The sequence below is a fragment of the Pseudomonas sp. SORGH_AS_0211 genome (genome assembly GCF_031453455.1).
GTDB classification, from domain to species: domain Bacteria; phylum Pseudomonadota; class Gammaproteobacteria; order Pseudomonadales; family Pseudomonadaceae; genus Chryseomonas; species Chryseomonas aestiva.
This window is the reverse complement of sequence record NZ_JAVIZV010000001.1, coordinates 2,906,928-2,928,398: the sequence shown is the minus strand read 5'-3', so window position 1 is coordinate 2,928,398 and position 21,471 is coordinate 2,906,928. Positions and strand designations below refer to the sequence as shown.

Genomic DNA, 21,471 nt, shown 5'->3' with positions numbered 1-21,471 from the left:
AGAGCGGAGCGCGGGATCAGGCCGCGGTCTTGCCCTGCTTGAGGCTTTGCATGTCGATCACGAAGCGGTACTTCACATCGCTCTTGAGCATGCGCTCATAGGCTTCGTTGATGTCCTGGATGGCGATCTGCTCGATGTCCGAGACGATGCCGTGCTTGGCGCAGAAGTCCAGCATCTCTTGGGTCTCGCGAATGCCACCGATGAGCGAACCGGCCAGCTGGCGGCGCTTCATCACCAGGTTGAACACGCTGGGCGCCGGGTGCGGCTCGGCGGGTACGCCGACCAGGGTCATGGTGCCGTCCCACTTCAGCAGGGTGAGGAAGGCGTCCAGGTTGTGCGGCGCGGCCACGGTGTTGAGGATGAAGTCGAAGCTGTTCGCGTGCGCGGCCATCTCGTCTTCGTTCTTCGAGACCACCACCTCGTCGGCGCCCAGGCGCAGGGCGTCGTCCTTCTTGTTGGCGCTGGTGGTGAAGAGCACCACGTGGGCACCCATGGCATGGGCGATCTTCACGCCCATGTGGCCCAGGCCACCCAGGCCGACGATGCCGACCTTCTTGCCCGGACCGACCTTCCAGTGGGCCAGCGGCGAGTAGGTGGTGATGCCGGCGCACAGCAGCGGCGCCACGGCGGCCAGGTTCTCGGTGTGGCTCACCTTGAGCACGAACTTCTCGTTGACCACGATGTGGTCGGAGTAGCCGCCCTGGGTGTTCTCGCTGCCACCGTAGAGGTTGCCGTTGTAGGTGCCGGTGAAGCCGTTCTCGCAATAGGATTCTTCGCCGGCATCACAGGGCGCGCAGTGCTGGCAGCTGTCGACCATGCAGCCGACGCCGACGCTGTCGCCGACCTTGAAGTTCTTCACGTGGGCACCGACCGCCGTCACCTTGCCGACGATCTCGTGACCGGGCACGGAGGGGAAGAGGGTGTTGTTCCACTCGTTGCGTGCGGTGTGCAGGTCCGAATGGCAGACGCCGCAGAAGAGGATGTCGATCTGCACGTCGTGGGCGCCGGGTTCGCGCCGCTCGAAGGAGTAGGGCGCCAGGGGCTGGTCGGCGGACTGGGCAGCGTAGCCTTGGGCTTGGCTCATGAGATACCTCATCTAGGTGGTGGAACCGGGGGGTGGAACGTCGCGGCCAGGCGGACCTGGCCAGGTGACAAACCGCCGATCCTGCTGAGCCAGAGCCGACGGCGCCAATCGATCGTCTCGATAATCGTCATGCCGCCCATCGATGGAACTCATGGGCGAGGGGTGCGAGATTTTACGACCGGGGTGCCCGCGCGGATGTTCCCGCCCCCGGCGCGGCAGCCGGGGCCGGTCGTCGAGCGGTCGTGGCTAGCGCGCAAGCTTCGGGGCCACGGTGGGCAGCAGGCGACTGGCCAGATGCTCCAGCAACAGCCGGACCCGTGGCAGGGTCTCGCGACTGCGCGGCCACACCAGGTTGATCGGCGAGCCCTCGACGCCGTGTTCCGGCAGCACGTCCACCAAGGCGCCGCTGGCCAGGTGCGTGGCGATCAGCCAGGTCGGCAACTGGGCGATGCCATGCCCCGCCAGGGCGGCCAGCACTTCGCCTTCGCCATCACCCACCACCAGGCGCGGCTGGAACACCCAGCGTTCGCTGTCGCCCGGCTGCTCGCCGCGCAACTGCCAGGGGCTGACCAGGCCGTCGGCCTGGCGAAAGCCGATGCACTGGTGATCGACCAGCTCGGCCGGGGTCAGGGGTCGGCCATGCCGGGCGAGATAGGCCGGCGCGGCGCAGAAGACCTGGCGCTGGGTGCCGAGGAAACGATGCCCCAGGCTGGCCGGCCAGGCGTCGGAGCCGCCGATGCGCACCAGGATGTCGATGCCCTCGTGGACCGGATCGACGAAGCGATCCGACAGCGACAGATCCGGCTGCAACAGCGGATAGCGATGCAGCAGCTCCAGGATCAGCGGCAGCACGTGCAGGCGGCCGTAGGAGGCGGGCAGGTCGATGCGCACTCGGCCATGGGGCTCGCCGTCCTGGGCGGTTAGCCCCAGTTCGGCCTGCTCCAGCTCGGCCAGTACCCCGGTGCAGGTACGGTAGAAGCTGGCGCCGGCCTCGGTCAGGGTCAGGCGGCGGGTGGTGCGCTGGAACAGCCGGACGCCCAGGCGGCTCTCCAGGCGGGCCACGCTCTTGCCGATGGCCGAACCGGTGAGATTGAGGCGCTCGCCGGCCGCGGTGAAGCTGCCGAGGTCGGCCACGGTGACGAAGACGTCGAGGCCCTTGAGGCGTTCGGAGGAATACAAGGCTGGCTCCCGATTGCGGAATCTGATTCCTGATAAACAGGAATTTATACCCAGGATACGCCGTTAATTCTCCAATAGGCTGGAATCAACCCTGGGACAAGGCACTCCCTTATCTACAGCGCCTGCGACCGCCGCAGGCCGTCTCTCATCCCTATCTGGAGGTTTCATGCGCAAGGGCACCGCTCTCATCGTCGGCGTGACCGGCATTTCCGGCTACAACCTGGCCAACACCCTGGTCGCCTCGGGCTGGACCGTCTATGGTCTGGCGCGCAAACCGGTGGCGCAGGAAGGCGTCATCCCGGTCGCCGCCGACCTGCTCGACGCCGAATCCACCCGCCAGGCGCTGGCCGGCCTGCCGATCAGCCACGTGTTCTTCTGCACCTGGACCCGTCGTGCCACCGAGAAGGAAAACGTCGAGGCCAATGGCGCCATGATGGACAACCTCTGCCAGGCCCTGGACGGTGCGCCGCTGCAGCACCTGGCGCTGGTCACCGGCACCAAGCACTACCTGGGTTCCTTCGAGGAATACGGCAGCGGCAAGGCCGAGACGCCCTTCCGTGAAAGCGAACCGCGCCAGGCCGGCGCCAACTTCTACTACACCCTGGAAGACATCCTCTTCGCCGCCGCGGAGCGTCACGGCTTCGGCTGGAGCGTGCACCGCTCCCACAGCATGATCGGCCAGGCCAAGGGCACCAACGCCATGAACATGGGCCTGACCCTGGCGGTCTATGCCTCCCTGTGCAAGGCCACCGGCCAGCCCTTCGTCTTCCCCGGTTCCCGTACCCAGTGGGACGGCATCACCGACGTCACCGACGCCGGCCTGCTCGCCGAGCAGCTGGAATGGGCCGCCCTGGCCCCGGCCGCGCGCAACCAGGCCTTCAACACGGTCAACGGCGACGTCTTCCGCTGGCGCTGGCTGTGGGGCGAGATCGCCGCCTTCTTCGACCTGGAGCCGGCACCCTATCCCGAGCAGCCCATGCCGCTGGAAGCGCGGCTGAAGGACGTGGCGCCGGCGCAGTGGCGCCAGCTCGCCGAGGAGCACGACCTGGTGGAAGCCGACGTCGACAAGCTTGCCTCCTGGTGGCACAGCGACGCCGACCTGGGCCGCGAGATCGAGTGCCTCAACGACATGACCAAGAGTCGTGACCTGGGCTTCTTCGGCTATCGCGACACCCGGGCGAGCTTTCTCGACCTCTTCACCCGGCTGCGGGCCCAGCGCCTGATTCCCTGAGCCGCTCTGGATCGCCGATTCTCGTGAGCGCGGGCAGCCGGCGGTTTTCACCGGCTGTTTCCGGGGCGCAGAATGCGCTTTCCTGTCGCAGGATGCGCCCCATGCTCGAAACCCTTGCTGCCCTGATTCCCGCCCTCAGTCCGCTCGATTGGCTGTTCATCGAAGCCATCGTGGTCCTGGCCTATCTGATCTTTGGCGTCGCCGGCTTTGGCAGCGCCCTGGTCGCCGGTCCCCTGCTCACCAGCTGGATGCCCCTGTCGCGCATCGTGCCCCTGCTGGTGATGCTGGATTTCCTCGCCTCCTTCCACAACTGGCTGCCGGATCGCCGCGCCATCGCCGGCCGCGAACTCAGGCGACTGCTGCCGATGCTGCTGCTCGGCGCCGCCGTGGGCACCTACCTGCTGATGCGCACCGATGCCCGGCTGCTGATGCTCTGGCTGGGGCTCTTCGTGGTCGTCTATTCCACCTACAGCCTGCTCACCCCCAAGGGCTTTCGCCAGCTGGCGCCGGCCTGGTCGATCCCGGCGGGCGGGGTAGGGGGCCTCTGCGGCGCCCTGTTCGGCAGCGGCGGCTTTCTCTATGCGCTCTATCTCAATGGTCGCCTGCAGGACAAGAACGCCGTCCGCGGCACCCAGAGTTTTCTCATCGGCTGCAGCGCCTCCATCCGCATCGTCCTGCTGCTGATCGCCGGCGCCTACAGCGACGGCCGCCTGCTGCTCCTGGCGGTCTGCCTGCTGCCGGCCATGCTGCTTGGTGGCTGGATCGGCCGCCATCTGCAACGGCGCCTATCGCGAGAGCGCTTCACCCGCCTGGTGACCTGGCTGGTGCTGGTCTCGGGGGTGACCCTGATCGGCCGGTATCTGGCGGGGTAGCCAGGCCTTCATGCGGCATAAGACCCGTAGGTTGGGTTGAGACGGCTCCATCGTCGAAGCCCAACGAGACCGGACACCCCTGTTGGGCTTCGCTGCGCTCAACCCAACCTACGTCGCCTCGACGGCGTGTTCGGGCGGAAACCCCTTGGCGTTTTCCACCCGAAGCCCACGGCGGGAACTCCCGACCCCTCATCCCGCTCCGCTCTATACCCCCAACGGCGGAGAATCCTCCATGCTCACCTCCATCCAGGCCGGCGTCCTGGACGTGGCCTACCAGGTCCAGGGACCGGACGCTGGGCATCCAGTCCTGCTGCTGCATGGCTTTCCCTACGACATCCACGCCTACGCCGAGGTGGCCGACGAACTGGCCGCCGCTGGCTGCCGGGTCCATGTGCCCTATCTGCGCGGCTACGGCGCCACTTGCTACCTGAGCGCCGACACCCCGCGCTCCGGCCAGCAGGCCGCGCTGGCCCATGATGTCCTGGCGCTGCTCGATGCCCTGGGCCTGGAGCGGGCGACCCTGGCCGGTTACGACTGGGGTGGCCGCGCCGCCGGTATCGTCGCCGCCCTCTGGCCCGAGCGGGTCGCGGGACTGGTGCTGGGAGACGGCTATCCGATCCAGGACATCACCGCCGCGGCTACCCAGCCCGCCGAGCCGGCGGCAGAGCTGCGCTATTGGTACCAGTACTATTTCCACGGTGAGCGGGGGCGCGCCGGCCTGGCGGCCCATCGCCGCGACTTCTGTCGACTGCTCTGGTCGCTGTGTTCACCCAGCTGGCGCTTCAGCGACGCCACCTATGCGCTTAGCGCCGCGGCCTTCGACAATCCCGATTTCGTCGACACCGTGATCCACTCCTATCGCCACCGCTACGGCCTGGCACCGGACGATCCGGCCTATGCCGAGACCGAGCGCCGGCTCGCCGCGCAGCCACCCATCCACGTGCCCACCACGGTATTGGCCGGTGCCGACGACGGGGTCACCCCGGTGCAGGGTGAGGCCAGGGTGGCGCAGCACTTCAGCGGACCCTTCCGCTACGAGGTGCTACCCGGCTGCGGCCACAACATCCCCCAGGAAGCCCCCGCCGCCTTCGCCGCCGCGGTAAGGGAGCGGCTGCCGTAAATGTCGGGGAGGTGTTGGGCTTCGCTGCGCTCAACCCAACCTACGGTCGAGCCAGGTGCCGAGTGATAGGTTAGGTTGAGCCGGCTCCATCGTCGAAGCCCAACGGAAGGCCGCGTAGGGTGGATAACGGCGCAGCCTTATCCACGCGATCCACGCGCCCCCAAGCCTACCGCCCCGACACCTCCGGATTGGCCAGGCCGGTCGGTTCGCCGGCGAAGAAACCCACCAGGTTGGCGAAGGCCTCGCCGAAATAGAGTTCGTAGCTGTGCTTTTCCACGTACCCCAGGTGCGGGGTGCAGAGCACCTGGGGATGGGCCAGCAGGGGATCGTCCGGCGCCACCGGCTCCTGCTCGAAGACATCCAGCGCCGCCTGGCCGGGATGACCTTGTTCCAGCGCGGTGAGCAGGGCGCCGGGTTCGATCAGGCCGGCGCGGGCGGTGTTGACCAGCAGCGCGCTCTTCTTCATCCGCGCCAGGTCCTCGGCGCGCACGCAACCACGGCTGCGCTCGCTGTATCTCAGATGCAGGCTGATGACATCGGCCTCGGCGAAGAAGGCCTCCTGGCTGGTCGCCGCGCGATGGCCGTCGGTTTCGGCGCGCGCGCGCGAGGCCTCGCTGCCCCAGACCAGCACCGGCATGCCGAAGGCCTGGCCGTAGCGCGCCAGGCGCTGGCCGATCCTGCCGTAGCCCCAGATGCCAAGGAGCTGCCCGTCCAGCCGCTCGCCCAGGTTGACCTGCCAGCGTCCGGTATAGAGGGCATCGATGGCCGGCTTGAGCTTGCGCCGGGCCATGAGGATCAGCGTCCAGGTCAGCTCGGCGGTGGAGACCGGCGAGCCGCTGCCCTCGCAGACCGCTATCCCCCGGTGGGTGCAGGCGGCCACATCGAGGTGGGCGGTGGCCTTGCCGGTCTGGCTGATCAGCTTGAGGCGCGGCAGGTGCGCCAGCAACTCGGCGTCGATCCGGGTCCGCTCGCGGGTCAGCACCAGCGCATCGGCATCGCGGAAGCGCTCCACCAGCACCTTGGGGTCACGCTCGGCGTCGTGATAGAGCGTCACCTGATGCCCGGCGCGCTGGAGCAGAGGGTAGCAATCCAGGGTTTCGACGACGTGCTGGTAGTCGTCGGGGATGACGATATGCATGGCGGGCTCCGTTGTTGTTCTGGACGGCCAGTGGAGCACTTGCAACGTCGTCCGACAAGCATGAAGCGGGGTGGTGGACAAGGCTGCGCCGTTGTCCACCCTACGCGTAGCCTGGAAAACCGCGCAGCGTTTTCCGGGGTTCGTTTCCTAGTAGGGAATCACCAGCGGCGTACCCGCCAGGGGATTCTCGATCACCGCGCACTTGAGGCCGTACAGCGCCTCGATCAGCTCGGGGGTGACGATCTCCGCCGGCCGGCCCTCGGCGAGGATGCGACCGGCGCGCAGGGCGATGATGTGGTCGGCGTAGCGACAGGCCTGGTTGAGGTCGTGCAGTACCGCCACCAGGGTGCGGCCACCCTCCCGATTGAGGCGGCAGAGCAGCTCCATCAGCTCCACCTGGTGGGCGATGTCGAGAAAGGTGGTGGGCTCGTCGAGCAGCAGCAGCGGGGTCTCCTGGGCCAGCGCCAGGGCGATCCAGACCCGCTGGCGCTGGCCGCCGGAGAGGCTGTCCACCGCCCGCTCGGCCAACGCCAGGGTGTTGGTGGCTTCCAGGGCGTGCTGCACCGCGCGTTCGTCGGCCTCCGTCCAGCCGGCGAAGGCCTGGCGATGGGGATGGCGCCCGCGCGCCACCAGGTCGCTGACCAGGATGTCGTCCGGCGCCACCGCGCTTTGCGGCAGCAGGCCGATGCGCCGGGCCACCTCACGGGTCGGTAGGTCCTGGATCAGCCGGCCGTCCAGGCGTACCTCGCCGGCGCTGGGACGGATCAGCCGCGCCAGGCTGCGCAGCAGGGTCGATTTGCCGCAGCCGTTGGGGCCGATGATGACGGTGAAGCGGCCGTCGGGCAGGCGCACATCGAGGTCGGCGCAGATCGGCTGGCCGCCGTAGCCCACGGTGAGACGGTGGGCGGCGAGGCGACTGGAAGGGGCGTCTTGACTCATGAGGTCCGCCGCCATTCGCGGCTCAGCAGGAAGATCAGATAGAGGCCGCCCAGGGCGCCGGTGAGCAACCCGACCGGAATCTGGAAGGGCGCCAGCAGCCGCTGCGCCAGTAGGTCGGCCAGGGCGGTGAGGCAGGCGCCGAGCAGGGCGGGGGCGAGGATGCCGAGATCGGTGCTGCGGGTCAGGCGGCGGGCCAGCTGGGGCGCCGCCAGGGCGACGAAGCCGATGGGGCCGGCGGTGGCGATGGCCAGGGCGGCCAGGGCCACGGCGACGGCCAGCAGCAGATTCTGGCTGGGCAGCACGGCCAGGCCCAGGGCCCTGGCCAGGTCGTCGCCCAGCTCCAGCAGGCGCAGCCGCCGCGCCAGCCAGGCGGCCAGCGGCAGGAGCAGCAGGCAGCCGGCGAGCAGGGTCAGGGTGCGACTCCAGGTCAGCATGTCCAGGCTGCCGAACAGCCAGAGCCGGGCCTCCTGGGCTTCATCCAGCTCGGCGCGGGTCAGCAGGTATTCGTTGAGCGAGGCGAGCAGGGCGCTGACGGCGATGCCGAGCAGGATCATCCGCTCGCCGCGGATCCCCGCCAGGGCCGCGAGGCCGGCCACCAGTACCGCGGCCAGCAGCCCGCCGCTGAGAGCGCCCAGCATCAGCGCCGCGCCCCCCAGTTGCAGCCAGAGCAGGGTGATCAGGGCACCACTGGCCGAGCCGACGGTGAAGCCCACCAGATCCGGACTGGCAAGGGGATTGCGCGCCAGCCGCTGGAAGATGGCGCCACTGGCGCCCAGGGCCGCGCCGACGCCAAAGGCCGCCAGCAGTCGCGGCAGGCGCAGCTCCAGCAGGATCAGGCTGGCCAGGGCATCGCCCCGACCGAGCAGGGTGACCGCCACCCGGTGCGGCGCCGGGGCGAAGGCGCCGCCGGTGAGGGTCAGGGCGCAGATGCCGATGGCCGCCAGCAGAAGCAGCAATAGGCAGGCCTTGAAGCGTGCCGAGCGGCGGGGGGCGAAACGATGACGACTCAAGGGCGCACCCGGCGGGCGGAACGGATGATCAGCGCGAGCAGCACCGGGGTACCGAGCAGGGCGCAGACGATTCCCGCCTCCAGCTCTCCCGGCAGCGCCACGCGGCGGCCCAGGGTGTCGGCCAGTAACAGCAGGTTGGCACCGGCCAGCGGCGCCAGGGCCAGGATCCAGCGCCAGTCGGCGCCCACCAGCAGGCGCAGGGCGTGAGGCACCACCAGGCCGAGAAAGCCGATGGGGCCCGCCACCGCGGTGGCGGCGCCACAGAGCAGCACGATGGCGACGAAGGCGAGCAGCCGCAGTTGCCCGGGTCGGGCGCCGAGGGCGCGACCGAGGTCGTCGCCCAGGGCCAGGGCATTGAGGCGGCCGCCCAGGGGCAGGCCCAGCAGCAGGCCGATCAGCAGCAGCGGCAGGATGCCGAGGGCGCCACCCGGCGTCTGGCCGCTCAGGGCGCCCACCGCCCAGAATCGGTAGCTGTCGAACACCGCGCTGTCGAACAGGGTGATGATGCCGGTGCAGGCGTTGAGACTGGCACTGAGGGCGATGCCGGCCAGGATCAACCGTATGGGCTGACCACGGGCCGGGGCGCTGCCACCGAGCAGATAGACCAGGCCGGCGGCCAGGGCCGCTCCCAGCAGGGCACAGGTCAGGCGCATCGGGGCGTCGTCCAGCCCCACCAGCGACAGCCCGGCCACCACGGCGAAGGCCGCCCCGGCATTGATCCCCAGCAACCCGGGATCGGCCAGCGGATTGCGCGTCAGCGCCTGCATCAGGGCACCGGCCAGGCCCAGGGCCGCGCCCACCAGCAGCCCGAGCAGGGTGCGCGGCAGGCGCAGTTCCCAGAGCACCACGGCGTCGGTGGAGTCATCGGGCGCGACGAGCAGGTGCAGGATCTGCGCCGCCGACAGCGACCGCGCCCCTATGCCCAGACTCGCCACCACCGCCAGCGCCAGGACGATCAGCAGCAGGACCAGCACCAGGCCGCCGCGGGCCGCGGATGCTCGTTGCGCAAGGGGCGCGGGGCGGGCTGGCTGGGTCATGTCACCCCCAGGGCGCCGGCGACCGTGCCGATCACCTGGCGGGCCGCGAGGGGGCCGGCGTTGAGATAGAAGGCGTCGGTGTCCACGCGGATGGCTCGGGAATTGCTCACCGCAGTGAGTCGAGGCCACAGCGGCTGTCGCGCCAGGCTGGCCAGGGCGGTGCCCTGCTCGGCATAGAACAGCCAGTCGGCGTCGGCCAGGTCCAGCAACTCGGCGCTGACGTCCCGCGAGGTGCCCTTGAAGCGCTGCGCCGCCGGACGGGTCATGCCCATGGCCTGCAGCAGGCCGCCGGCAAAGGAATCCGCGCCCATCAGGCGCAGTCGCGCGCCGCTGGAAAACAGCAGGGAGGCGGAGGGCGGCTGGGCGCCGAAGCGCTGCGCCAGGCCGGCCAGCTCAAGATCCAGGTCCGCCAGCAGTCGCTCGGCCTGCTGCCGGCGGCCCAGGGCATCGGCCAGCAGCAGGAAATCCGGTCGCCAGTTGCCGCCGGTGCCGCGCGCCACCACCGTGGGGGCGATGCGCGAGAACAGCTCCAGCCCGCCGGCCTTGAGCACGGTGCGATTGAGCACGATCAGATCCGGCGCCAGGCGTGCCAGGGCTTCCAGATCCGGCGCCTGGCGACTGCCCAGATCGACCATGGCCTCCAGCTCCTGCGCGCGGCTGGCGAGGGCGGTGCGCAGATAGCCGGGCGCCAGTTCGCGATTGTCCACACGGGTGGTGCCCGCCGGGATCACGCCCAGGCTCAGGGCGGCGTCCAGCTGGCCGGTGGAGATCACGGCCACCCGCTGGGGTTGGCGCGGGATCAGGGTGCTGCCCACCACATGCTCCACCTGCCGCGGAAAGTCGCCATCGACGACCGCTGCACGCGCGAACACCCGACCGGACAGGCCGGCGAGCAGGACGGTACCGGTGGCGAGCTGGAGAAAGGCGCGACGATCGAGCATGAGGGTGACTGGCTGAAGACGGAAAGAGGCACGCCAGGCGGGCCGAGGCCCCGTGGCGGGGCGGCTAGGATAGAGCATCAGCACCTGGCTGACATCCGCTGTCCATTGCCTCTTTCTGGCTCAGGGCGATTTTCTTCGCCCGCTCTCGGCGGTGCTGTCGCCTCCATTGTTCCGAGCCGCCAGATCGCGCGAAAGCCACGGGACCCCAACGTCTGGGCAGGCAGGGATCCCGCGGCCGGGTGCCGGGCCCTAGCTGCCTATGCCGCGCGGACCGGCGGACACCGTACCGGCCACGTCCTGCAGATCCTGGATGCCCACCAGTTGGATCAGCGAATCGGCGGCGTCGATCTGACCGGTATCGCCCACGTTATGCAGAACGTAGGTGTCCGAGCCATAGTGAAAGACCGCGGCACGCTCGTTGTAGGCCATGGATTGCGCCACCTGTTGCAGTGCGCCGTACAGGCTGTTGGCGCCCTTCAGGGCCGCATCCGCCACCGTGGTGACCGCCTCGGGTTTCTGGATCGAAAAACCGAAGATGAGCTGGTCTTCACTGGCCTGGTAGTCGGTAATCGTGACGTGGTTGGCCGCCAGAGAGCGATTGGCGGCGGCGCTGCTGCTGCCATCGAAGTTGGCCAACGTGCCGTTGCCCAGGGTGTCGACGATGAGGTAGTCCCGGCCTTCACCCAGGGTGATGGTAGCGCCGTGACCGTAGTTGCCCCTTACGGTGGCATTGTGCGCCGCGACGCCCTTTTCGATGGACAGGTCGATGGAGTCTCCACCCGCACCGGCGTTGATGACCATATCGGCCTGCTGGATGTAAGCCGATATATCGTCCCCACCGGCACCCGTGTCTATCGTCAACGGCTTCACCCTGGAATTGCCGAGCGCGGCGACGCTGTCCAACTCCGCTGCGGCGATGGTGCTGACATAGAGAAAATCGCCCGCGCTGCCAGTCGTTACCGTCTTGAGAAAGGCGCTCTCGCTACGCACGTCGGGGCCATCGCTTCTGTAGGCATTGGTCAGGTCGATGAACAGGCCGACGGTGGACTGGGAGCCGTCGAACGTCTGCAGCCCGTCGAAGTTGCTCAGGTCGACGTGAGACCACAGGTTGAGGTCATTGGTGGGCACATCGGTGAGGCTGACGGTCAGCTTGGCAATGCTGGAATCCAGCGAGGTGTCTCCCGGTGTGGTGCCGCGGGTATGGCCATCCAGGAGGGTTCGTTGCTCTTCGTAGTGACCGATGAGGCTCACTTCATTCAACGTCGAGCCTGCCGTGTAGTGCGGGCCGTTGGCGTCGAAGGTCTTGGCGAAACCGACCTTTGCCGCGGCGGCGTTGATGTCGAGGGTAAGGCGCGGCTGGTTCTGGAACGCGTAGTAGCTGACGCCGTCGAAGGTACCGGCCGGCGTGGCGGGTACGGCGGCCTGGGCTGCCCTGGCAAAGGCGGCGGATGGATTGGAGAGGGTCTGGTCAGCGTCTAGCGGATGTTGCTTGGCAGTCATGGCGTTCATCCTTGGTGAAAGTCAGGTTGAGCGCTCGCTGAACTTGCTCAGGGGAGCAAACGACTTGAACAAACGAACGTGGGCTGGACAGTGCCTGCCTTTCCACGCCCCGTCAGTGAACCATGCCTCATTCGTTGGCGCTGAAGGACGGTGCCGGAAGAGGGGATCGTACCTTTCAGCCCTCGGCCGGTTTTCGCACGCTGAGGGCTAAGAGGTACGCGTATCCTTTAGATCAAAAGCTCACGCTGGCACTCAACCGCGCCGTCCGCGGCTCGCCCACCGCGACCTGCAGCGGGCTGTTGGCGCTCGATGGGTAGTACTGCTTGTCGAACAGGTTGTCGACGTTGAGCTGCAGTCGGGTCTGGTAGCCGGTCACCGGCAGGTCCCAGCGCAGGAAGGCGTCGGCCACGGTGTAGCTGCTCATGTAGAAGCTGTTGGCCGCATCGCCGGCGCGCTCGCCGACGTAGCGGGCGCCGCCGCCCAGACGCCAGTCGCCCAGGTTCGAGGGCATTTGCAGGTGATGGGTCAGGTACAGGCTGCCCATGTGCTCGGGTGCCTGGGTCAGACGATTACCCTCATTGCTGGGGTCATCCAGCACCTTGGTCTTGTTGTAGGCATAGGTGGCGATCATGTCCCAGCGCTCGGCCAGGCGACCGGTGAGATCCACCTCCACGCCTCGTGAGCCAACCTTGCCGGCGGCTTCGCCAATAGTCAGGCCGCGCTCGGTACGAGTGGTGACCACGTTCTTTTTCTCGATGTCATAGAGCGCGACGTTCAGGTTCAGCCCCGGCGCCAGGTCATACTTGGCGCCTACCTCGAAGCTGCGGCCTTCTTCGGGATCGAAAGTAGTACCCAGGTCGTCCACCGTGGTGTTGGGGACGAACGAGCGGCTGTAATTGCCATACAGCGATAGATCGTCGGTGGCCTTGAATACCAGTCCGGCCAGTGGTGTCACTGCGTGATCGCGCTTGTCCAGGTTGACCACATGGGGTGCCAAACCCTGAGCCGCGTACTGGTCGAACTGCTGATAGCGCCCGCCGAGGACCAGGATCCAGCGGTCGTTGAGGTGCCAGTTGTCCTTGAAGTACAGGGAGGTCGAGTCGAGGTCGCTATCCTGGTTGCTCTGCGTCGGACTGAGATCGCTCGGCGGCGCCAGGTTGCCATAGACGGGCGCATTGATATTGATGTTTCGCCGCGTGTTGGTGTTGCGATAGGTCTTGCCGCGGTACTGGCTGTTTTCTTCGTGGTCAATGCCTACCAGCAGCTCATGACGTTGGCCAAACACTTCCTGACTGCCGATGAAGTCCCAACTGGTGTACTGGGTCTCGTAGTCGTAGTGGGCGCCATTGGCCGCCCGCAGCAGGTTGCCATTGGCGGCTAGAGAGGCTGGCTGAGCGAAGTCCAGGCTGTACCTGTCATTGTTCCAGGCGTAGATCAGCCGCGTCTTCCAGTCGTCACTGAGCTGGTACTCGAAACGAGCACTGGCCGTCTCGGTGATGCCTTTGGTCTGGGCCCATTTCTCGTCGAGGCGCTTGTCGTAGCTGGCGCTGCTGGGATGCCCATTGACGAACACCGTCCCCCGATCCACCGGGCCGGTGTAATCATTGTAGGAATAGGCCAGGGTCAGGCTGGCGCGCTCGCCGGTCCAGGACAGCGACGGCGCCACCAGGGTGTGCTGATCCACCCCGTAGTTGCGCCAGTAGTCCTCGCTCTGCCGTTCGGCGATCAGCCGATAGGCGAAGCCGCTGTCGCCCAGGGGACCGGTGGTGTCGACGCCGAGATTGCCGCCGCCTTCGCTGTAGGCCGAGCCGCTCAAAGTGGTGCGCTGTTGATACTGCGGTTGTTTGCTGACCACGTTGATCAGGCCGCCGGGCTCCAGGGCGCCATAAAGCAGAGAGGCGGGGCCCTTCAGGACTTCCACACGCTCGGCGGTGGCGTCGAAGTTATGCGACAGATTCGAGCGCACCCCGTCGCGGAAGATGGAGCCGTCGGCGTTGGTGCCGAAGCCGCGTTTGACGAAGGCATCCTTGGTCCCGGCCAGGGTGTTGCTCTGGGTCACGCCGCTGACGAATTTCGAGGCATCGTCCAGGGTCCGCACCTCGTAGTCCTGGATCAGCTGCGGAGTCACGGTCTGCACCGACTGCGCCTCTTCCTTGATCGGCACATCGCTCTTGCTCGCGGTCGAGGCCCGGGTCGCGCGATAGCCCTGGTCGGCCTCCGTAGCGGTGGCGGAAATGTCCATGGGGGCGAGGCTGGCGTTTTCCGCGGCCAGGAGGCCCGAACTGGTCGCCAGGGCCAGGGTGCTGAAGGCGAAGGGCGCAAAACGGCGAAGGGCTCTGGGCGGCGTGTTCAAGGGTGATCTCGAGAGGGGCGGGGAAAGTGGCGGCGATTCTATGTTGATAGTCATTCTCACGTAAATCGAATCCTCTTACCGTTGGTGTCCAGGTCCGTTGCCGCCCATCCCCAAGCGCAGGTATAATGTCGCGCTCCTAAATTTTCCCGCCCGGGAGCGCCCGCCATGCTGCGCATCAGCCAAGAAGCCCTGACGTTCGACGACGTTCTCCTCATCCCCGGCTATTCGGATGTCCTGCCGAAAGACGTCAGTCTCAAGACCCGCCTGACCCGTGGCATCGAGCTGAACATTCCCCTGGTGTCCGCCGCCATGGACACCGTGACCGAGTCCCGTCTGGCCATCGCCATGGCCCAGGAAGGCGGCATCGGCATCATCCACAAGAACATGACCGTCGAGCAGCAGGCCGCGGAAGTCCGCAAGGTCAAGCGCTTCGAGGCCGGCGTGGTGAAGGACCCCATCACCATCGACGCCGACGCCAGCGTGCGCGACCTGTTCGACCTGACCCGTATGCACAACATCTCCGGTGTTCCTGTGCTGTCCGGTCGTGACCTGGTCGGTATCGTCACCTCCCGCGACGTGCGCTTCGAAACCCGTCTCGACGTGCCGGTGCGCGAAGTCATGACCCCCAAGGATCGCCTGGTCACCGTGCGCGAAGGCGCCGACAAGCAGGAAGTCCGCGAGCTGCTGCACAAGCACCGCATCGAGAAGGTGCTGATCGTCGACGAAGCCTTCGCCCTCAAGGGCATGATGACCGTCAAGGACATCGAAAAGGCCAAGGCCTACCCCAACGCCAGCAAGGACGACGCCGGTAGCCTGCGCGTCGGCGCAGCCGTCGGTACCGGCGCCGAGACCCCCGAGCGCGTGGCCGCCCTGGTCGCCGCTGGCGTCGACGTCATCGTGGTCGACACCGCCCACGGTCACTCCAAGGGCGTGATCGAGCGCGTGCGCTGGGTCAAGGAGACCTATCCGCAGGTCCAGGTCATCGGCGGCAACATCGCCACCGCCGAAGCCGCCAAGGCTCTGGCTGACGCCGGCGCCGACGCGGTCAAGGTCGGTATCGGCCCGGGCTCCATCTGCACCACCCGCATCGTCGCCGGTGTCGGCGTGCCGCAGATCTCCGCCATCGCCAACGTCGCCGCCGCTCTCGAAGGCACCGGCGTCCCGCTGATCGCCGACGGCGGCATCCGCTTCTCCGGTGACCTGTCCAAGGCCATCGTCGCCGGTGGCTACTGCGTGATGATGGGCTCCATGTTCGCCGGTACCGAAGAGGCCCCGGGCGAGGTCGAGCTGTTCCAGGGCCGCTCCTATAAGTCCTACCGCGGCATGGGCTCCCTGGGCGCCATGTCCCAGACCCAGGGCTCCAGCGACCGCTACTTCCAGGACTCCGCCTCCGGCGCCGAGAAGCTGGTCCCCGAGGGCATCGAAGGCCGCGTCCCCTACAAGGGCCCGCTGGCGGCGATCATCCACCAGCTGATGGGCGGCCTGCGTGCCTCCATGGGCTACACCGGTTGCGCCACCGTCGAGCAGATGCGCACCAAGCCGCAGTTCGTGCGCATCACCGGCGCCGGCATGGCCGAATCCCACGTCCACGACGTGCAGATCACCAAGGAAGCACCTAACTACCGCGTTAGCTGATTCCTGATCTGTCGTTCTTATCGTTGCGATTCGGGGCTGTCTAGACAGCCCCGAATCGTCTGAACCTAGCGCTATCGAGACCTGGCCATGTCCCAAGACATCCACGCCCACCGCATCCTCATCCTCGACTTCGGCTCCCAGTACACCCAGCTCATCGCCCGCCGCGTGCGCGAACTGGGCGTCTATTGCGAGCTGCACCCCTTCGACATGGACGACGCCGACATTCGTGCCTTCGCTCCGCGCGGCATCATCCTCGCCGGTGGCCCCGAGTCGGTCCATGAGGCTGGCAGCCCGCGCGCACCCAAGGCGGTGTTCGACCTGGGCGTGCCCCTGTTCGGCATCTGCTACGGCATGCAGACCATGGCCGAGCAGCTCGGCGGCAAGGTCGAAGGCTCCAACATCCGTGAATTCGGTTATGCCAAGGTCGACGTGGTCGGCAAGAGTCGCCTGCTCGAAGGCATCCAGGACCACCTCGACGACGACGGCGTACTCGGCCTGGACGTCTGGATGAGCCATGGCGACAAGGTCGGCAAGCTGCCGGAAGGCTTCCACATCGTCGCCAGCACCCCCAGCTGCGCCATCGCCGCCATGGGCGACGACGAGCGCGGCTGGTACGGCGTGCAGTTCCACCCCGAGGTGACCCACACCAAGCAGGGCGGGCGGATCCTCTCGCGCTTCCTCAAGGACATCTGCGGCTGCGAGGCCCTCTGGACCCCGGCCAACATCGTCGAGGACGCCATCGCCCAGGTGCGCGCCCAGGTCGGCAGCGCCAACGTGCTGCTGGGCCTCTCCGGCGGCGTCGACTCCTCGGTGGTCGCGGCCCTGCTGCACAAGGCCATCGGCGACCAGCTGACCTGCGTCTTCGTCGACAACGGCCTCTTGCGCCTGCACGAAGGTGACCAGGTGATGGCCATGTTCGCCGAGAACATGGGCGTCAAGGTGATCCGCTCCAACTCCGAGCAGCGCTTCCTGACCAACCTGGAAGGCGAAGCCGACCCAGAGAAGAAGCGCAAGATCATCGGCCGCACCTTCATCGACGTCTTCGACGCCGAAGCCAGCAAGCTCGACAACATCAAGTTCCTGGCCCAGGGCACCATCTACCCCGACGTCATCGAGTCGGCCGGCGCCAAGACCGGCAAGGCCCACGTCATCAAGTCCCACCACAACGTCGGCGGCCTGCCCGAGGAGATGAACCTCAAGCTGGTCGAGCCGCTGCGCGAACTGTTCAAGGACGAGGTGCGCAAGATCGGTCTGGAGCTGGGCCTGCCCTACGACATGGTCTACCGCCATCCCTTCCCGGGCCCGGGCCTGGGCGTGCGCATCCTCGGCGAAGTGAAGAAGGAATACGCCGACCTGCTGCGCCGCGCCGACGACATCTTCATCAGCGAACTGCGCAAGGCCGACTGGTACCACAAGGTCAGCCAGGCCTTCGTCGTCTTTCAGCCGGTGAAATCCGTCGGCGTGGTCGGCGACGGCCGCCGCTACGCCTGGGTCGTCGCCCTGCGCGCGGTGGAAACCATCGACTTCATGACCGCCCGCTGGGCCCATCTGCCCTACGAGCTGCTGGAAAAGGTCTCCAACCGCATCATCAACGAAATCGACGGCATCTCCCGCGTCACCTACGACGTCTCGAGCAAGCCGCCGGCGACGATTGAGTGGGAGTGATCCCGCGGCCGGTATAGACCGGTACGTCTAGCAGAAAAAGCCCAAAGCCCGCGTAATTGCGGGCTTTTGGCTTTTTGATGAGGGTGAATCCTGGCGGTCTCCACGACTGGCGCCGCACGGCCAGCAGCGTTCGCACGGGGTGGGTTACGACTCCGACTGGATCGAGAAATAGCTAGCTCGCCAGCAGAGGGGACTCGCGCACCGTTTACAACTAGGTCGTGGCGGGATCAGCGTCGTGCAATGTAGCAGGATTGGGCCGATGTGATTGTTGAATGGACGCTCAGCCAACCTGGGAAAGCTATTGGGTAGGTTGCGTGGCTGCCCTTCATTCCGGCTAGTCGCTTGAGGAAGAAATTGCCCTCTATCGGAACAATTTGCATAGGTGCTGAGTAGCCGTTGGCATTTGACGTGACCGGTCGCACACGCGGCTCAGGGACGAAAGCAGTCATTCATGACTGACCGCTAACGACCCATAGCTGCCGTCGGCGGAGATCGGCTAACGGCTTTGGCGACCCACAAAAATCGGCTAGCGGCAGTTTCTTGGAGAGATGGATCGGAGGTGTCTACGAAACCAGGGACGACTCAGATGATAGCGTAGTAATGGCCTTTAAGGCATGCGATAGTCTTGCGCAAAACTCAGAGCGTCGCCGCCTGCACATAGAATTTTATAAAGGACCAGGTTATGTCGGATCAACGTGAATTTGATATTGCCCTCTCATTTGCGGGAGAAGATCGTGGTTATGTCGACCAGGTGGCTAACCTTTTGCGGGACTCTGGTGTGAAAGTTTTTTACGATAAATTTGAAGAGGATAATCTCTGGGGTAAGAATCTCTACGACTATTTATCTGATATCTACATGAACAAGGCCTTGTATACGATAATGTTCATATCTGAGCATTATGCCAAAAAGCTATGGACGAGCCATGAACGAAAAGCCATGCAGGCTAGGGCTTTCCAAGAAAGCCAGGAATATATACTTCCAGCCCGTTTCGATGAAACAGAGATATCAGGTATTTTGCCAACAACAGGATACATCTCACTCCTTGGTCGTTCTCCAGAAAAATTTGTTGAAGTGATTCATAAGAAGCTTATCAATAGTGGCAGAACATTACCTTCTGAGTCGATTCGCAAAGCGCTCTTTGCCACTACAACAATCCCACGCATTGATCCCCAGATACCCAGCGTATCGGTGATTTCATCCTCCGGTGCTACGGTAGCCTCAGCTACCGTCGTGGCCATTGCAGACAATGACACCACGAAGAGCGGGCAAACAGACTCCAACGGCAAAGTCACACTAACAATCCCCACTCGCCGTCGATATCAGTTGCTCGTGGCACACCCTGATTTCCCTGCTGCGTTGATCTCTTCCTGGGATCCAGCGGAAAACATTCAGGTAGCCCTCGCAGCTACTGAAAACACGGGCTCGGTAATTTGTCACAGCACCGGATACATACCTGGGCTTGAAGGTCGGCTTAATCCGATTCTTGATACAAGCAACAGAACGTATTTGTATGCAGAAAACATTGCCATCAACAATGGCGAGAAGCAACCTGCTACCTTCAAGGTGGATGAACCATTTGAGCTTGAAGATTCAAATGGAGTAGTTATGGAGGTTCGCGTAATTTATATTAAGGGGAGAACATCTTTGATACAGTTTGTTCGGCCGCGTTACGATCGCTAGAGGAATTTCCTTGAAGCAGCCCCAAGAGGATACAAAATGCACTAGAGAGTGAGATCCTAGATATCACAATCGCATCCAGAAATGAATTTAGCGACTTAAGACTAGATCAGGATAACTTGATCCGCGCATTCCCCTAGTAACACTACGAAAGAGTTGCTGTTTCCTTTTTTGGCCGATTTCAGCCGGTGGTAACGGGCTGCAATCGGCCGAAAGCGGCATTCAAAAGGGGCCTTGAAAATGCAAAGCCGAGCTTTATGCGAAAATTTACCTACTCACTCCTCGGCATCAAGTCTACGAGAAAAATTCGGGTAAGGTGTGAAATCAAAATCATGATTTATAGCTAATAGACGGCTCTTGACGCCCATATGATCAATACGTGCAGAGCCACGCCCGTACGTCTGACGGTTTCGCTCAACTCGCTCTAGCGTGAATATAAGCGCGTCTTCGTCGAAAAGGTGCAAGTATGGCTCAATCGCACTAGCAAATCGAACATCAGCACTGTTGAAACCCGCGCTCGCCCCATAATAAGCCCCCAAGAGCTTACACGCCCATTGCTGCCACTCGGGTGAGTCCTCAATTTCTACCATGACCTTCAGTTGTTCGTCATCGAGGCGCGGGTAGTCGTCACTTTCGATCCATTGCAGTAGGTCTGCGAAGTGATCGGACAATTCAGTCTTCACAAACCAACTGGCAATTTTTGCGGCGGAGTCAGTCGCAATTCCATGTTGAACACGTAGCTTTGCCGCATCGGATAATAAAGCATGTAATGTTGGATGCTTGGATAAGTAGTAAACAAAGAATCTCAACGGCGCACCATCAGCGGCAACGTTGCTGAAGTATTCCTGCTCAGCCCTGATGATCTCCTCCAGACGACCTGCTTGCCGATCGCTGATCGCTTCAAGTACGTCCAGATTAATCCTTCTGTTCGCATTACATTCAGCATTTTCAAGCTTAAAGGTGAGTTTCCACAAAGATTTAAAGATTGACGTTTCGACTGTAGGCTTGAACCGCCGCAGGTACCGGCTTTCCACATAAGCCTTTACCTTATGACGATCGTTAAGTGCATCTCGATGTTCTGCAAGATCTGCGAGCATTTCATTCAGGATGTGCTGGGTGTAGAAGGGAGGCTTAATGAGTAAGCCTTCCAGTGTATTACGAAGTAGGGATCTGACTGTTTCTCGGTTCGGCGCGTGGAGCTCACGCTCTTGAGTCAAAACCGGATGCGCAGAGAGGTGTCGCTGCTTTTGTAGAAACTTGAGGTTTTCGTATTCTGGAGCGTCAAGTAGCCGTGTCTTGGAGAACGTGTCCTCAATTAGCTTTATTTCCCAGGCAGAAGAAAATGGCTCTTGAGCCTGAATTCGAGTCATCTCATTTATTATCTCGGTAGCCGTTGCGTCCCTGTACACATCAATTAGGTATTCGAGCTTATAAATAATATCACATACTGCTACTGACCAGAGCATCACTACGGAAGAGCGGTAATTCTCGTTTTGGTATGAAGAAAGAACCTCTCTGAAATATTCCTTTGTTTTGGCCGCAAAAATATCGTCAGCGAATCCTTCTAGGGAAAATCCAGGCATGGGCAAATCCTTAAATACAAATTAGTTTCGAGGTAGGAAGCAGCGAATCATCCGAATACTTGTTGGGCATAGCTGGTATGACCTCTTGCGGGTAATGCATGACCTTATAGGCACTTTTTACCAACTCAGTGGCCAGCCCCTCTTGATGTTTTGAGCCTATCTAGAGGTCGGACTGATGGCCGTCTGCTTATGGCCGGTAGCTGCCCACCGCCAACGGCAGCCTTGGGTCGGTAGCGGTCGCTTGTCGACGTCCTCTTTTGGCCGCCTGCAGGCACGGAATGATCACATCACGGTATTCATGTTCTAGGCCCGACGGGCCAAGCGTGTCGCGCAAGCAAGTATGTCTATGTCGGCTTTCCGCAGGCTTCAGGAGTGCAGGGTCAAGCCCATACTTACCGGCCTAAGCTAAACTTCTTCAAGCTTCTGAATGAAATGGCACGAGCACCTACGTAAACCCAGGCAGGGCAAGGTGTTACGGGATTACAGGTGTGAGCGGACGCGTCTAA

General features: G+C 64.1%; 16 protein-coding genes. 6 read left to right on the top strand and 10 right to left on the bottom strand.

The genetic code is table 11. From position 1 onward, the window contains the following. Positions 1-16: 16 nt before the first annotated feature. Together QE393_RS13580 and QE393_RS13575 are read right to left on the bottom strand one after the other, a co-directional pair. Positions 17-1,084, bottom strand: a complete 1,068-nt coding sequence (locus QE393_RS13580; protein ID WP_273807900.1) for an NAD(P)-dependent alcohol dehydrogenase — start codon at positions 1,082-1,084, stop codon at positions 17-19. Between the two features lie 246 nt (positions 1,085-1,330). Then, the gene (locus QE393_RS13575) at positions 1,331-2,263 is read right to left on the bottom strand and encodes a LysR family transcriptional regulator (RefSeq protein ID WP_310044026.1); all 933 of its coding nucleotides are present in this window, start codon (positions 2,261-2,263) and stop codon (positions 1,331-1,333) included. Between the two features lie 166 nt (positions 2,264-2,429). Between QE393_RS13575 and QE393_RS13570 the strand changes: the two genes are divergently transcribed. The 3 genes from QE393_RS13570 to QE393_RS13560 all read left to right on the top strand — a co-directional run bounded on the left by QE393_RS13570 (position 2,430) and on the right by QE393_RS13560 (position 5,486). Beyond that, positions 2,430-3,494, top strand: a complete 1,065-nt coding sequence (locus QE393_RS13570; RefSeq protein WP_273807898.1) for an SDR family oxidoreductase — start codon at positions 2,430-2,432, stop codon at positions 3,492-3,494. Positions 3,495-3,595: 101 nt separating this feature from the next. Continuing rightward, positions 3,596-4,366 (top strand): sulfite exporter TauE/SafE family protein, encoded by a 771-nt coding sequence (locus tag QE393_RS13565; protein WP_310044024.1) that lies wholly within the window; start codon positions 3,596-3,598, stop codon positions 4,364-4,366. A gap of 232 nt (positions 4,367-4,598) precedes the next feature. After that, positions 4,599-5,486, top strand: a complete 888-nt coding sequence (locus QE393_RS13560; protein WP_310044021.1) for an alpha/beta hydrolase — start codon at positions 4,599-4,601, stop codon at positions 5,484-5,486. Positions 5,487-5,652: 166 nt separating this feature from the next. Here QE393_RS13560 and QE393_RS13555 read toward each other — a convergent pair whose 3' ends face one another. From QE393_RS13555 to QE393_RS13525, 7 genes are all read right to left on the bottom strand, one after another. After that, positions 5,653-6,624 carry a D-2-hydroxyacid dehydrogenase family protein gene (locus QE393_RS13555; RefSeq protein WP_273807895.1) on the bottom strand — a complete coding sequence of 324 codons (972 nt, stop codon included), beginning with the start codon at positions 6,622-6,624 and terminating at the stop codon, positions 5,653-5,655. Between the two features lie 147 nt (positions 6,625-6,771). Then, entirely contained in the window at positions 6,772-7,578 is an 807-nt protein-coding gene (locus QE393_RS13550; protein WP_310044019.1) for an ABC transporter ATP-binding protein, read from the bottom strand. Beyond that, positions 7,560-8,573 carry an iron chelate uptake ABC transporter family permease subunit gene (locus QE393_RS13545; protein ID WP_310044016.1) on the bottom strand — a complete coding sequence of 338 codons (1,014 nt, stop codon included), beginning with the start codon at positions 8,571-8,573 and terminating at the stop codon, positions 7,560-7,562. Before QE393_RS13545 ends, QE393_RS13550 begins: the two co-directional genes overlap by 19 nt. Further along, on the bottom strand, positions 8,570-9,547 hold the full coding sequence (locus tag QE393_RS13540; protein ID WP_405046301.1) for a FecCD family ABC transporter permease: 978 nt from the start codon (positions 9,545-9,547) through the stop codon (positions 8,570-8,572). Before QE393_RS13540 ends, QE393_RS13545 begins: the two co-directional genes overlap by 4 nt. A gap of 59 nt (positions 9,548-9,606) precedes the next feature. After that, the gene (locus QE393_RS13535; RefSeq protein ID WP_273807890.1) at positions 9,607-10,551 is read right to left on the bottom strand and encodes an iron-siderophore ABC transporter substrate-binding protein; all 945 of its coding nucleotides are present in this window, start codon (positions 10,549-10,551) and stop codon (positions 9,607-9,609) included. Positions 10,552-10,800: 249 nt separating this feature from the next. Beyond that, complete coding sequence (locus QE393_RS13530) at positions 10,801-12,051, bottom strand: hypothetical protein (RefSeq protein ID WP_273807889.1); 1,251 nt, start codon at positions 12,049-12,051, stop codon at positions 10,801-10,803. A gap of 232 nt (positions 12,052-12,283) precedes the next feature. After that, positions 12,284-14,404: a TonB-dependent siderophore receptor gene (locus QE393_RS13525; RefSeq protein ID WP_273807888.1), complete on the bottom strand. Its 2,121-nt coding sequence runs from the start codon at positions 14,402-14,404 to the stop codon at positions 12,284-12,286. Between the two features lie 165 nt (positions 14,405-14,569). Between QE393_RS13525 and guaB the strand changes: the two genes are divergently transcribed. The 3 genes from guaB (at position 14,570) to QE393_RS13510 (ending at position 19,385) form a co-directional block, all read left to right on the top strand. Continuing rightward, complete coding sequence (gene guaB, locus QE393_RS13520; protein WP_273807887.1) at positions 14,570-16,039, top strand: IMP dehydrogenase; 1,470 nt, start codon at positions 14,570-14,572, stop codon at positions 16,037-16,039. 87 nt (positions 16,040-16,126) lie between these two features. Next, the gene (gene guaA / locus QE393_RS13515; protein ID WP_133862639.1) at positions 16,127-17,704 is read left to right on the top strand and encodes a glutamine-hydrolyzing GMP synthase; all 1,578 of its coding nucleotides are present in this window, start codon (positions 16,127-16,129) and stop codon (positions 17,702-17,704) included. A 682-nt stretch (positions 17,705-18,386) separates the two neighbouring features. Then, the gene (locus QE393_RS13510) at positions 18,387-19,385 is read left to right on the top strand and encodes a TIR domain-containing protein (protein ID WP_310044011.1); all 999 of its coding nucleotides are present in this window, start codon (positions 18,387-18,389) and stop codon (positions 19,383-19,385) included. A gap of 272 nt (positions 19,386-19,657) precedes the next feature. Here the strand turns inward: QE393_RS13510 and QE393_RS13505 are convergent, their stop codons facing one another. Further along, positions 19,658-20,965: a hypothetical protein gene (locus QE393_RS13505; protein WP_310044008.1), complete on the bottom strand. Its 1,308-nt coding sequence runs from the start codon at positions 20,963-20,965 to the stop codon at positions 19,658-19,660. Positions 20,966-21,471 lie beyond the last annotated feature (506 nt).